Consider the following 12,744-nt stretch of genomic DNA (forward strand, 5'->3'; position numbering starts at 1 on the left):
GCATTCATTTGCGTACTCCTCTCGGAAAACGGGTGTCGGGATCCTCGTTTTACTCCAGGAGGCTTACTTCCGTGGCGCCCTTCCATAGTATCTAGCTTGTTATTCCTTGTCATAACGGCGCACTGGATCGCGGCTATCGGCGCGAGCTACGATGAAGCGAACGGTGACGTGACGACAGCTGGAAGAGCAGTTAAGGGGCGCGACGTCCATCCGACGGCGCTCCACACCCGTAGGTTGACGCTGTACACAGCGGTATGCCCAATGACAACGACGGCCTGTAAATTACGCCTTTTTCACGTAGGCGTTACACCACCCTTTTGCGTCGACCAGCTTGCCCCCGTAAGTCGGACACGGTCCATTCGTGGAACCGGGTTTGCCTTGATACAGTTGGCAATTGGCGCAGGTCTGCCCTGGCTGGTACCGAGGGAATTTCGCCTTGTCGACCTTCGATGCGTCCATCTTGTATCCGAGGGCCAGTGCGGTCGGATCGTTTTCGGACAGCACAGGCGCGTCCGCGTTTGACTTTGTCGAGAGAACCGTCGTTGAGGCAACGGATGCGGCAAGTATCATGAAATGACGGCGAGAGAGCGACACGATCGAAACTCCTTTCGAGACACAATCAGACGGTGGCAAAGTGACGGTGAACCGGTCAATCGCAAACCATCTCGTCATAACATGAGCAATCAGCATACCTGCACGATCCAGCGTGACGGATTGACAGATTCAGCGATTAGCAGCGAAACAGCATTCACTTCCCATCACAAGCTGTGTCATACGTTGGGCGGTACGTTTAACCTGCCGCATACGGCACACTACAACCACGACGCCGCGCCCGATGCGCTTGCGCGCGTCGCACGCGCGCTCGGCGGCAAGCGCGCGGCCGACGCGGGTCCGCTGCTGTTCGAACTGAACCGCGCGCTCGGCATTCCGATGGCGCTCGCGCAGATCGGCATGGCCGAGCAGGGACTCGACGAAGCGGCCGATCTCGCGTGCAAGAATCCGTATGCGAACCCGCGTCCCGTGGAGCGCGACGCGATCCGCGCGCTGCTGCAACGTGCGTGGCAGGGCGCCGAACCCGCCTGAGCATTGGCCAACGCAGCGCCGCCAGAACAATCGATGGAGGAAGACATGTCGACAGACAGCAAAGAGGCCGAGCAGGCCCTGACCGAGCAGGTGGTAGCAAGCTTCGCGGGCACGCCCGACGAACGGCTGCGCACGCTGATGCAAAGCCTCGTGCGGCACATGCATGCGTTCGTGCGTGAAGTCGAGCCGACCGAGGCCGAATGGATGTCGGCCATTCGCTTTCTGACCGACACCGGCAAGATGTGCGATGACCTCGTGCGTCAGGAATTCATCCTGTTGTCGGATACGCTCGGCGTATCGATGCTCGTCGACGCGATCAATCACCGTCTCGCGACGGGCGCGACCGACACCACCGTATTCGGTCCGTTCTATATTCGCGGCATGCCCGAGCGCGCGTACGGCGAGAACATCGCGTTCACGCCGGGCACGCCCGCACTCGTGCATGGGCGCGTGCTGTCGACGGACGGTGAGCCGCTTGCCAACGCGGTGCTCGACGTCTGGCAGACCGCCGAAAACGGCATGTACTCGGGGCAGGACACCGAGCAGCCGCACGGCAATCTGCGTGGACGTTTTCGCACCGACGCCGAAGGCCGCTACGCGATTTCGACGATCGTGCCAGTCAGTTATCCGATTCCGACCGACGGCCCGGTCGGCCGCATGCTCGAAGCGACTGGACGGCATCCGTGGCGACCCGCGCATCTGCACTTCATGATAGATGCGCCGGGGCATCGGACACTGGTCACGCATGTGTTCGATCGCGAGGATCCGTATCTGGATTCGGACGCGGTGTTCGGCGTGAAGCCCTCGCTGATGGTCGACTATCGCGAGTGCTCCGCGGATCACGAACTCGCGCGCCGCTTCGGTTTCGATGGACCGTTCCGCGAAGCGCGCTACGACTTCATCCTCGATCGGAGTTGATGACGATGGCACGTTTTTTCGCGGTATTCGCGACCGACAAGCCCGGCATGCGCGAAGTGCGCGAACGGGTGCGTCCGGTGCATCGGACGTGGTTGCGCGGCAATCCGCATCGTGGCGTGTTCGTGCGCCTCGGCGGTCCGACGCTCGCGCCGCAATGCGATGCGATGCGATGAATGGCACGTTGCTGGTCGTCGAAGCGGAGCGTATCGACGATGTGATGGAGTTCGTCAGCAACGATCCGTACATGCAGGCGGGGCTGTTCGATTGCGTCGAGATCCGTCCGTGGGACTGGAGCCTCGGCAATCCGGAACGGAGAGTCTGAGCGATGAACGAAACACCCTCGATGCGGTGAAGATCGCGGTCGACGGGAACGCGTGGGTCGTGTTGAACCCTTAGTCGACGCTCGCCTGACCCTGTCGAGGACATTCAAGCCGTCTCGTTCGAGTCTCGACAGCAGCCCTCCGGTGACGTACCGTTATGGCCTTGCGCATCGGGCTCGCTCCGCGATGGCAACTGGTTGATCCGTGACGGCCTGAACGTGTCGTATTCGGCGGCACCGCACAGCGTGGAGATCGTCGGCGACGAACTGCTCGTGCACGTGGCGCCGCGTGACGTATCGAACCGCGAACGACAGCTCGATACCGGGCTCTTTACGTGGCGCTTCTTTTCGCAGCAAAGCGGCGATGCGGGCAGCCTCGCGGCGCGGTCACACGAGTCAGGCGTGATCCTCGTGCTGCCGGAGGGCGAGAGCGAACACACGGTGTATCTGTGAACCGCGCGCAGACCAGTGCGATCGGGTGAGTGGCGCAGTCGTTCTGGAAATGATTCGAGGTAAGGCGCGACGCCGGTCGACGCGCCATACCCCGCCGCCGCTACTTCAACCGCCCCGCCAAAAACTGCTGCAACCGCTCACTGCGCGGATTCGTCAGCACCTGATGCGGATGCCCTTGCTCCTCGATCTTGCCCTTGTGCAGGAATACGACATGATTCGACACGTTGCGCGCAAAGCCCATTTCGTGCGTGACGACGATCATCGTGCGGCCTTCTTCTGCGAGCGCCTGCATCACACGCAGCACTTCGCCGACGAGTTCGGGATCGAGCGCCGAAGTCGGTTCGTCGAACAGCATCACTTCCGGCTCCATCGCAAGCGCGCGAGCAATCGCGACGCGCTGCTGCTGACCACCGGACAGATGCGACGGATATTTTTTCTCCGTGCTGGCCGGCAAACCGACCTTGGTCAGATACTTCCGAGCGCGTTCCTCGGCTTGCGCGCGGCTCAATCCCAGCACGCTGATCGGCGCCTCGATGATGTTCTCGAGCACCGTCATATGCGCCCACAGATTGAAATGCTGGAACACCATCGACAGACACGTGCGCATCGTTTGCAACTGCTTCGGATGGGTCACGCGTAGCGAGCCGTTGCGATCCCTGCTCGTGTTGATTTCCTCTCCGTTCAGCGTGATGCGCCCGGAGCACGGCGATTCGAGAAAGTTGATGCACCGCAGGAAGGTGCTTTTCCCGGAGCCGCTCGACCCGATGAGGCTAATCACGTCGCCCGCTTTCGCCTTCAGCGAGACGCCCTTCAATACCTCGTTCTCGCCGAACTTCTTGTGCAGGTCGTCGACCGTCAGCTTGTACATGCTCGTATGCTCCATCATGACGCGAATGCGTCCGGGTTTAATGCGCTTGCGGTTTCAGATAAGCCAGCAATCGGATTTCCATCTTGCGGAAGCCCCAGATCAGCGCGAACACGATCGCCGCATACAGGATCGCCGCGATGCCGTACGCCTGGAACGTCGCGTAGGTCGCGGAGTTGACGTCGCGCGCCACTTTCAGAATGTCGGGGACGGTCGCCGTGAACGCGAGTGTCGTCGCGTGCAGCATCAGGATCACCTCGTTGCTGTACGAGGGCAGTGCCCGGCGCAGCGCCGAAGGCAGGATGATGCGCGTGTACAGCTTGAACTTCGACATGCCGTAAGCCTGGGCCGCCTCGATTTCACCGTGCGAGGTCTCCCGGATCGAGCCCGCGAAGATCTCGGTGGCATACGCGCATTCGTTCAGCGCGAACGCGAGCAGCGTGCAGTTCATCGCATTGCGAAAGAAGCTGTCGAGCATCTGGTGCGAATGGACGAAATGCAGACTGTAGAGGCCCGTGTAGATCAACAGCAACTGAACGTATAACGGCGTGCCCCGGAAGATGTAGGTGTAAAGCCAGACGGGTCCGGAGATGTAGCGGTTGCGCGACGCGCGCGCGATCGCGAGCGGCACGGCCAACACGAAACCCAGCACGATCGACGCAACCAGCAACCACAGCGTGATGACGAGGCCGGTGTAGTTGAAGCCGTCCGTGAACAGGTAGTTCTGCCAGTATTGACGAGTCAGTTCGATCACAGCGCGGCCCTCCGTACGCCGATCGAGTAGCGCTTCTCGAGGCGGTTCAATAGCAGATTCGAAATGGTGGTGATGGCGAGGTAGATGGCCCCGGTCGCCAGCGTGAAGAAGAAGAACGACTGCGTGCTCTTGCCGGCGTCCTGCGATGCCTTGACCACGTCCGCGAGACCGATGATCGACACGAGCGCGGTGGCCTTCACGAGCACCTGCCAGTTGTTGCCGATGCCGGGCAGCGCGAAGCGCATCATCTGCGGGAACAGGATGCGCGTGAACACGCGCCGCGCGCTCATGCCGTACGCGAAGCCCGCTTCGATCTGCCCGCGCGGCACGGAGAGAAACGCGCCGCGGAAGGTTTCGGTGAAGTACGCGCCGTAAATGAAGCCCAGCGTGATCACACCGGCGAGAAACGGATCGATGTCGATCTGCTCCATGCTGAACATGTCGGTCAGATCATTGAGCCAGATCTGGATGCTGTAGAACAGCAGCAGCATCAGCACGAGATCGGGCACGGCGCGGATCAGCGTCGTGTACATCGTGCCGATGCGCGAGATCGCACGGTTGGTCGACAGCTTCGCGGCGGCGCCGAGAAGTCCCAGCGCAAACGACGCCGCGAGCGACAGCACCGCGAGCTTGATGGTTACCCACGTGCCCGCGAGGAGCAGCGGACCGAAGCCTTGAAACAGCATGGGAGTGTCCTTGTTGAAGGAGCGAACCGCGCGCATGCGCGCGGGGCCTGGCGAGCGGGTGGGGCGGGCTCGTGGGGGCGGACTTAACTGCCGTACACGTCGAAGTTGAAGTACTTCTGCTCGATCTTCTTGTAGGTGCCGTCCTTGATCATGTCGGCGATCGCCTTGTCGACCTTCGTCTTCAGATCGGCGTCTTCCTTGCGCATGCCGATGCCCGCGCCGTTGCCGAGGATCTTCGGATCGTCGATGGTCTTGCCGACGAAGTCGAAGCCCGCGCCGCGCGGCGTCTTCAGGAAACCCTGGTCAGCCTGCACGGCGTCCTGCAGCGCTGCGTCCAGACGGCCCGACTGCAGGTCGGTATAGACCGCGTCCTGGTTCTGATACGGCACGACCTTCACGCCCTTCGCCTCCCAATAGGTCTTCGCGTAGGTTTCCTGGATCGTGCCCTGTTCGACGCCCACCGTCTTGCCCTTCAGCGAGTCGGCGGTCGGCAGGATGCCCGAACCCTGCTTCGCGACGAGACGTGTCGGCGTGTTGAACAGCTTCGACGAGAAGGCGATCTGTTCGGCGCGTTGCGGTGTCATCGACATCGACGACAGCACGCCGTCGAACTTCTTTGCCTTCAGTGCCGGAATCATGCTGTCGAAGTCCTGCTCGACCCACACGCACTTCGCGTTCAAACGGCGGCAGATTTCGGTGCCGAGGTCGACGTCGAAGCCGACCAGCTTGCCATCGGTCGCTTTCGATTCGAACGGCGCGTAGCTCGCATCCACGCCGAAGCGAACCGTGGACCAATCTTTGGCGAAGGCGCCGGTGGCAGCGAGCGCGAGGGCGAGGGACAAGGCGAGTTTCTTCATAAAGTCTCCGGGAGGGATGCTGCGAGGTGCGATGTTGTATAGACAAATTATCCCGTACGAGCGATGAGCGGCAATCGGGGTTAGTGCTTACAGGCACCCGGGAAGGAGACAGGGAATAGGCGTGAAAGCCTTTGTGGACAAGCTTTAAAGGCTAATTGAAGGGCTGCGGGCGCAGCCGGAATTTTCGCGTATACCCGCGGTCTATACCGTGGCGGATATCTTGTCCATACAACTTCGTTACGGCGACGCCCGCCTGGGCGTCGGGCCGCGAACCGCGCAATCCGCTCTACGAATGCGAAGGCGGCAGATAGGTCATGTGCTCTTCGTCGTACAGCGCGTAGATCAGTTCGAGCATGCGCTGGATGTCGGCCGATTCATCGAGCATGCGCATGCTCATGATGATCGGCGACACGAGGTTCTGATCGTCGAGGTCCTTGTAGGCGACGTCGCCACGCTGCAAGCCGTACACGCTCGCCGGCACGATCGAGATGCCTTCGCCCGCGCCGACGAGGCCGAGCGCGATCTGCAATTCGCGCGTCTCGTAGAGCCGCTGCGGCTTCAGACCGCGATCGTGAAACGCGGCGAGCACCTGGTCCGCGTAACTGGGCCGTGGCGCCTTCGGGAAAATGATCAGCGTTTCGCCGGTCAGGTCGTGCAGCGACAGCACCGGCTTCGCGGCGATCAGCGGATGGCCGAGCGGCAGCGCGACGATCATCCGTTCTTCGCGCAGCACGACGCGCCGGATGCTCGGGTCTTCGTGACGGATGCGGCCGAAGCCGACGTCGATGCGGCCTTCCTTGAGCGCCTTGATCTGATCCATCGTCGACATCTCGTGCAGGCTCAGCTCGACGGTGCTGTTCTCGGTACGAAAGCGCCGGATGATTTTCGGCAGCATGCCGTACAGCGTCGAGCCGACGAAGCCCACCGACAAACTGCGCTCGATCTTGCCGACGCGCCGCGTCATCGCCTCGATTTCCGTCGTTTGCGCGAGCAGTTGCACGGCGTGCGAATAGAAGAAGCGGCCAGCCTCGGTCAGCTTCAGCGGCCGCGAGTTGCGCTCGAACAGCTGCACGCCAAGGATGTCTTCGAGCTGCTGGATCTGCCGGCTCAGCGGCGGCTGAGCAATATGCAGACGTTTGGCGGCCTTGGTGACATTGCATTCCTCGGCGACGGCCACGAAGTAGCGCAGATGGCGCAGTTCCATAGAAATACCTTTTAAGTATCGTCGCGATACCAAATCAGTGTTGGACGATGCAAATGGCGTAGAACTATCCTTCAGTTACCGTAGACGCCCCACAAAATTATACCTCCCGAGCATCGATAACTCGGCCGGGTCTGAAGCGTCGGTCGGCCCCCGGAGACGGCGCAGGCAAATCCTCGCGCATGGGATCCAAGACCTAGAAAGAGTTCAGGAGCAGCAATGAGACATGCTGATATCGCAACCCCGATGCAAGGGTTGTGCACCGATTCCCCCAGGCACCAGGTCCCGCCTCCCGTGCCGAAGGTCGAGCGCTTGCGCGCCACGGCCTGACGCCATACGGAGGCGCACCGCCTCCGCTCCCCGACGTGAAAGACCAACCGGCCACCGGCCTCCCGGCAGGCAGGCCGCTCCCTATACGCGTGCGTCGCACGCATACCGACAGTCCGAATCAGGAGACAGGCATGATTCCGATCTACCCGGATCACACTCCGCAACTGAAGAACATCGACGACTTTCTCGTCGAAGACAGCGAGCGCGGCGATTACCGCCTGCATCGCAGCGCGTTCACCGACGAGCGTCTGTTCGAGCTCGAAATGCAGCACATTTTCGAGGGCAACTGGATTTACCTGGCCCACGAAAGCCAGATTCCGAACAACAACGATTACTTCACGACCTACATGGGCCGTCAGCCGGTCGTGATCGCACGCAATCGTCAGGGCGAGCTGAACGCGTTCATCAACTCGTGCACGCATCGCGGCGCGATGCTGTGCCGCCACAAGCGCGGCAACAAGGCGACCTATACGTGCCCGTTCCACGGCTGGACCTTCAACAACAGCGGCAAGCTGGTGAAGGTCAAGGACCCCGCGGACGCCGGCTATCCCGACTGCTTCAACAAGGAAGGCTCGCACGACCTGAAGAAGCTCGCGCGCTTCGGCAACTATCGCGGCTTCCTGTTCGGCAGCCTGAGCGATGACGTGCCGCCGCTCGAGACGTTCCTCGGCGAGGCCGCGCGCATCATCGACATGATCGTCGACCAGTCGGAAGACGGTCTCGAAGTGCTGCGCGGCTCGTCGACCTATACGTACGAAGGCAACTGGAAGCTGACCGCCGAAAACGGCGCGGACGGCTATCACGTGTCGGCCGTGCACTGGAACTATGCGGCAACGACCAATCATCGCAAGGAAGAGAACGCGCGCGAAGACAAGATCCGCGCGATGGATGCCGGCAGCTGGGGCCGTCAGGGCGGCGGCTTCTACGCGTTCGAGCACGGTCACATGCTGCTGTGGACGCGCTGGGCGAATCCCGAAGACCGTCCGAACTTCAGCCGCCGCGAGGAATTCGCCACGCGCTGCGGCGCCGAGCGCGCGGACTGGATGATCCAGAACTCGCGCAACCTGTGCCTCTACCCGAACGTGTATCTGATGGACCAGTTCGGCTCGCAGATTCGCGTGCTGCGGCCGCTGTCGGTCAACAAGACCGAGGTGACGATCTACTGCATCGCGCCGAAGGGTGAGTCCGACGAAGCGCGCTCGCGCCGCATCCGTCAATACGAGGACTTTTTCAACGTGAGCGGCATGGCCACGCCCGACGACCTCGAGGAATTCCGCGCCTGCCAGCTGGGCTACGCGGGCCGAGCGGTCGAATGGAACGACATGTGCCGCGGTTCGAAGCACTGGATCGACGGCGCGGACGAAGCCGCGCAAAAGATCGGCCTCAATCCGGTGATGAGCGGTGTGAAGACCGAGGACGAGGGCCTCTACACGGTGCAGCACCGCTACTGGACCGACACGATGAAAAAGGCGCTGAATGCGCCGGGGAGCCGCGCATGAGCAACATCGCCATCACCGATATTCAGGCATTCCTGTTCCGCGAAAGCCGCCTGCTCGACGACGAGCAATGGGACGAGTGGCTCGCCTGCTATCACCCGGACGCGTCGTTCTGGATGCCGTCGTGGGACGACGAGGACAAGCTCGTCACCGATCCGCAGCGCGAGATTTCGCTGATCTACTACCCGAACCGCCAGGGCCTCGAAGACCGCGTGTTCCGCATCAAGACCGAGCGTTCGAGCGCGACGATGCCCGACACACGCACGAGCCACAACGTCGCCAACGTCGAAGTGGAGAGCGCGGACAACGGCGTGTACACGGTGCGCTTCAACTGGCACACGCTGAGCCATCGCTACAAGACGAACTACAGCTACTTCGGCATGTCGCGCTACGTGATCGACTTCAACGGCGCGCAGCCGCAAATCCTGAGCAAGTACGTCGTGCTGAAGAACGACTACATCAATCAGGTCATCGACATCTACCACATCTAGCCGGTGCGGTTGCAGGAGACAGGTCATGGAACACACTATTGCACTTCAGTTCGAAGACGGCGTCACGCGCTTCATCAGCTGCCGTGAAAACGAAACGCTGTCGGATGCCGCTTACCGGCAGAAGATCAACATTCCGCTCGATTGCCGTGAAGGCGCGTGCGGCACCTGTCGGGGGCTGTGCGAATCGGGTGCGTACGACATGCCCGAGTCGAGCTACGTCGAAGATGCGTTGACCTCCGAGGAAGCGAGCCAGGGCTATATCCTCGCGTGCCAGACGCGGCCGCGCTCGGATCTGGTGATTCGCGTGCAGGCGTCGTCGTCGGCGTGCAAGACCGGGGTGTCGCGTTTCGAAGGCACGCTCGCGGCGGTCGAACGGCTGTCGGATTCGACGATCCATTTCTCGATCGATATCGACGGCGCGAGCGCGCCGAGCTTTCTCGCGGGTCAATACGTGAACGTCGAGATTCCGGGCGCGAGCGGCGAGAGCCGGTCATATTCGTTCAGCTCGGCGCCGGGCGCGACGCGCGCGGCGTTCGTCGTGCGCAACGTGCCGGACGGCAAGATGAGCGGCTTCCTGAGCAACGATGCGCAGCCTGGTCAGCAGATCGGCTTCACGGGTCCGTATGGCAGCTTCTATCTGCGCGATCCGCAGCGTCCGGTGCTGTTCCTCGCGGGCGGCACCGGCATCGCACCGTTTCTGTCGATGCTCGACGTGCTGAAGGCGAGCGGCAACCTGCAGCCGGTGCGCCTCGTGTACGGCGTGACCAACGACATCGATCTGGTCGCGCTCGAACAGATCGAAGAGGCGCAGCGCTCGCTGCCGAATTTCAGCTATCGCACCTGTGTCGTCGATTCCGCGAGCAGCCACGAGCGCAAGGGCTACGTGACCGCGCATGTGGATAGCGAATGGCTGAACGACGGCGACGTCGACGTCTACCTGTGCGGCCCGGTCGCGATGGTCGAAGCGGTGCAGGACTGGCTGCGCGACAGCAGCGTCGAGCCCGTGAACTTCTACTACGAAAAATTCTCGGCGAGCAACGTAGCATGACTTCGACCTTTATTGATCGCTTCAAGGGCAAGGTGCTCCTCGTGACCGGCGCGGGCCAGGGTATCGGCCGTGGCGTCGCGTTGCGCGCGGCGCGCGAGGGCGCGGCTTTGGTGCTGGTCGACCGTTCCCCGATCGTGCACGAGGTGGCCGAAGAGATCGCACGCACAGGCGGCGAAGCGCGCGCGTTCATCGCCGACCTCGAAACCTATGCGGGCGCGGCCGCGATGACGGCCTTCGCGATCGAGGCGTTCGGCCGCATCGACGCGCTCGTCAACAACGTCGGCGGCACGATCTGGGCGAAGCCGTACGAGGAATATGAAGCAGAGCAGATCGAGGCCGAGGTGCGGCGTTCGCTGTTCCCGACGCTATGGTGCTGCCACGCGGTGTTGCCCGTGATGCTGAAGCGCGCGAGCGGCGCGATCGTCAATGTGTCGTCAATTGCGACGCGCAGTATCTATCGCGTGCCGTATGCGGCCTCGAAAGGCGGCGTCAACGCGCTGACCGCGAGCCTCGCGTTCGAGCATGCCGAACACGGCATCCGCATCAACGCGGTCGCGACCGGCGGCACCGAAGCGCCGCCGCGCCGCGTGCCGCGCAATACGGCACCGCAAAGCGAGCAGGAAGCGACGTGGTATCAGGGCATCGTCGATCAAACGATCGCGTCGAGCCTGATGCATCGCTACGGCACGATCGACGAACAGGTCGGCGCGATCCTGTTCCTCGCTTCCGATGATGCGTCGTATATCACCGGCACCGTGCTGCCGGTCGGCGGCGGGGATCAGGGCTAGCGAGCGGCTGCGGCTGAACAATGCCGATAGGCCGCGCGGCGATCGTCCTTCATACTATCGGCCCGGAATGACTCCGCGCTCTGACGGTGACTTGCGGCGGCCAGCGGCAACCTGCGCCGCGAGGCGCGTGTCACCGACAGCGGGCCGCCCTGACCCACATCGACGATGAATCCCACCCCTAGCCAGGCGCCGACCACGCGCGCCGTTGCGGCGGACTGGTCCGTGTCCGCCGTCGTGGCCGGCTTTCTGGCCGTGCTGATTTCGTACGCGGGCCCGCTCGTGATCTTCTTCCAGGCGGCGCAAGCGGCCCACATGCCCAACGAGATGGTTGCGTCGTGGGTATGGGGCATCTCGATCGGCGCGGCCGTCTCCGGCATCTTCGCGAGCTGGAAGCTGAAAGTGCCGGTCGTGACCGCGTGGTCGGCGCCCGGCACCGCGCTGCTGGTCGGACTGTTTCCCGCGTTGACGCTGCATCAGGCGGTGGGCGCGTATCTGAGCGCCGCCGTGATCATTCTGCTGATCGGTATCTCGGGCTATTTCGACCGCATGGTGCGCAGCATCCCGAAGGGCATCGCCTGCGGAATGATGGCCGGCATTCTGCTGCAGTTCGGCACGCATGCGTTCAAGGCGGCGGCGTCGATGCCTGCATTGGCGTTCGGCATGATCGGCGCGTACATCGTGTTCAGGCGCCTGCTGCCGCGCTATTGCATCGTGCTGGTGCTGTTGACGGGCACGGTGCTCGCCATCGCGCTCGGCGCCGCGCACCTGGGCGCGCTGCCGCTGCAAGTCACGCGGCCGATCTTCATCAAACCCGAATGGACACTGAGTTCGACGCTGAGTCTTGCGTTGCCGCTCGTGGTCGTCAGTCTGACCGGGCAGTTTCTGCCGGGGATGGCGATTCTGCGCGTGTCCGGCTATCACACGCCGGCCCGGCCGATCATCACCGCGACGAGCATCGCGTCGATCGGCGTGGCGTTTTTCGGTGGCATCACGATCGTGATCGCCGCGATTACGGCGGCGTTGTGCACGGGCAAGGATGCGCACGACGACCCGGACAAGCGCTATATCGCGGGCATGGCGAACGGCGTGTTCTATCTGATCGGCGGCACGTTCGCCGGTGCGATCGTCGCGCTGTTCACGATGCTGCCGAAGGAGTTCGTCGCGATTCTGGCGGGCCTCGCGTTGATCGGTGCGATCACGTCGAACGTGATGGGCGCGATCCAGGACGAAGACCATCGCGAGGCCTCCGTGATCACGTTTCTCGCGACCGCATCCGGTATGACGTTCCTCGGGCTCGGCTCCGCGTTCTGGGGCATCGTGATCGGCTCGTTCGCGTACCTCGTGCTGAACAGGCTGCGGCGCGACGCGGCGGCGAATGGATGACTCAGTTGGCGAGGTTCGCTGATCTATGAACTGCTTGGGTCGCGGGGACGGGGGTTCCCGGGCGCCACGCCT

Annotated in this window: 14 protein-coding genes and 1 pseudogene; 9 read left to right on the forward strand and 6 right to left on the reverse strand. The window is 62.6% G+C overall.

Going from position 1 to position 12,744, the window contains the following annotated elements; genetic code table 11:
- Window positions 1-282: 282 nt before the first annotated feature.
- Window positions 283-594 carry a high-potential iron-sulfur protein gene (locus HDG32_RS17805; protein WP_184069709.1) on the reverse strand — a complete coding sequence of 104 codons (312 nt, stop codon included), beginning with the start codon at window positions 592-594 and terminating at the stop codon, window positions 283-285.
- An 81-nt stretch (window positions 595-675) separates the two neighbouring features.
- Here HDG32_RS17805 and HDG32_RS17810 point away from each other — a divergent pair, with 81 nt between their 5' ends.
- The 4 genes and pseudogenes from HDG32_RS17810 (at window position 676) to HDG32_RS17825 (ending at window position 2,773) form a co-directional block, all read left to right on the forward strand.
- The gene (locus HDG32_RS17810) at window positions 676-1,083 is read left to right on the forward strand and encodes an iron-containing alcohol dehydrogenase (RefSeq protein WP_260336508.1); all 408 of its coding nucleotides are present in this window, start codon (window positions 676-678) and stop codon (window positions 1,081-1,083) included.
- A 45-nt stretch (window positions 1,084-1,128) separates the two neighbouring features.
- Window positions 1,129-2,001 carry an intradiol ring-cleavage dioxygenase gene (locus tag HDG32_RS17815; protein ID WP_184069450.1) on the forward strand — a complete coding sequence of 291 codons (873 nt, stop codon included), beginning with the start codon at window positions 1,129-1,131 and terminating at the stop codon, window positions 1,999-2,001.
- Window positions 2,002-2,006: 5 nt separating this feature from the next.
- Window positions 2,007-2,323: pseudogene (locus HDG32_RS17820) on the forward strand (YciI family protein).
- A gap of 195 nt (window positions 2,324-2,518) precedes the next feature.
- Entirely contained in the window at window positions 2,519-2,773 is a 255-nt protein-coding gene (locus tag HDG32_RS17825) for a hypothetical protein (RefSeq protein ID WP_184069452.1), read from the forward strand.
- Window positions 2,774-2,873: 100 nt separating this feature from the next.
- Here HDG32_RS17825 and HDG32_RS17830 read toward each other — a convergent pair whose 3' ends face one another.
- From HDG32_RS17830 to HDG32_RS17850, 5 genes are all read right to left on the reverse strand, one after another.
- Window positions 2,874-3,641: an ABC transporter ATP-binding protein gene (locus HDG32_RS17830; protein ID WP_184069454.1), complete on the reverse strand. Its 768-nt coding sequence runs from the start codon at window positions 3,639-3,641 to the stop codon at window positions 2,874-2,876.
- Window positions 3,642-3,678: 37 nt separating this feature from the next.
- Window positions 3,679-4,392 carry an ABC transporter permease gene (locus HDG32_RS17835; RefSeq protein WP_090810803.1) on the reverse strand — a complete coding sequence of 238 codons (714 nt, stop codon included), beginning with the start codon at window positions 4,390-4,392 and terminating at the stop codon, window positions 3,679-3,681.
- The gene (locus HDG32_RS17840; RefSeq protein WP_184069456.1) at window positions 4,389-5,078 is read right to left on the reverse strand and encodes an ABC transporter permease; all 690 of its coding nucleotides are present in this window, start codon (window positions 5,076-5,078) and stop codon (window positions 4,389-4,391) included. Before HDG32_RS17840 ends, HDG32_RS17835 begins: the two co-directional genes overlap by 4 nt.
- Window positions 5,079-5,161: 83 nt before the next feature.
- Window positions 5,162-5,935, reverse strand: coding sequence for an ABC transporter substrate-binding protein (locus HDG32_RS17845; protein WP_184069458.1), 774 nt, complete (start codon window positions 5,933-5,935; stop codon window positions 5,162-5,164).
- A gap of 286 nt (window positions 5,936-6,221) precedes the next feature.
- Complete coding sequence (locus tag HDG32_RS17850) at window positions 6,222-7,139, reverse strand: LysR family transcriptional regulator (protein WP_184069460.1); 918 nt, start codon at window positions 7,137-7,139, stop codon at window positions 6,222-6,224.
- 458 nt (window positions 7,140-7,597) lie between these two features.
- Between HDG32_RS17850 and benA the strand changes: the two genes are divergently transcribed.
- From benA to HDG32_RS17875, 5 genes are all read left to right on the forward strand, one after another.
- Entirely contained in the window at window positions 7,598-8,965 is a 1,368-nt protein-coding gene (gene benA / locus HDG32_RS17855; RefSeq protein ID WP_184069462.1) for a benzoate 1,2-dioxygenase large subunit, read from the forward strand.
- A complete protein-coding gene (gene benB, locus HDG32_RS17860) occupies window positions 8,962-9,453 on the forward strand; it encodes a benzoate 1,2-dioxygenase small subunit (RefSeq protein WP_184023816.1) in 492 nt (163 codons plus the stop codon). The genes benA and benB overlap by 4 nt, the downstream gene beginning before the upstream one ends.
- Before the next feature lie 25 nt (window positions 9,454-9,478).
- Complete coding sequence (gene benC / locus HDG32_RS17865) at window positions 9,479-10,501, forward strand: benzoate 1,2-dioxygenase electron transfer component BenC (protein ID WP_184069464.1); 1,023 nt, start codon at window positions 9,479-9,481, stop codon at window positions 10,499-10,501.
- Window positions 10,498-11,289 (forward strand): 1,6-dihydroxycyclohexa-2,4-diene-1-carboxylate dehydrogenase, encoded by a 792-nt coding sequence (locus HDG32_RS17870; protein ID WP_184069466.1) that lies wholly within the window; start codon window positions 10,498-10,500, stop codon window positions 11,287-11,289. The genes benC and HDG32_RS17870 overlap by 4 nt, the downstream gene beginning before the upstream one ends.
- Window positions 11,290-11,454: 165 nt before the next feature.
- Window positions 11,455-12,672, forward strand: a complete 1,218-nt coding sequence (locus tag HDG32_RS17875) for a benzoate/H(+) symporter BenE family transporter (RefSeq protein ID WP_184069468.1) — start codon at window positions 11,455-11,457, stop codon at window positions 12,670-12,672.
- Window positions 12,673-12,744: the final 72 nt, after the last annotated feature.

Source organism: Paraburkholderia sp. CI2 (assembly GCF_014201055.1).
Classification (GTDB): Bacteria; Pseudomonadota; Gammaproteobacteria; order Burkholderiales; family Burkholderiaceae; genus Paraburkholderia; species Paraburkholderia tuberum.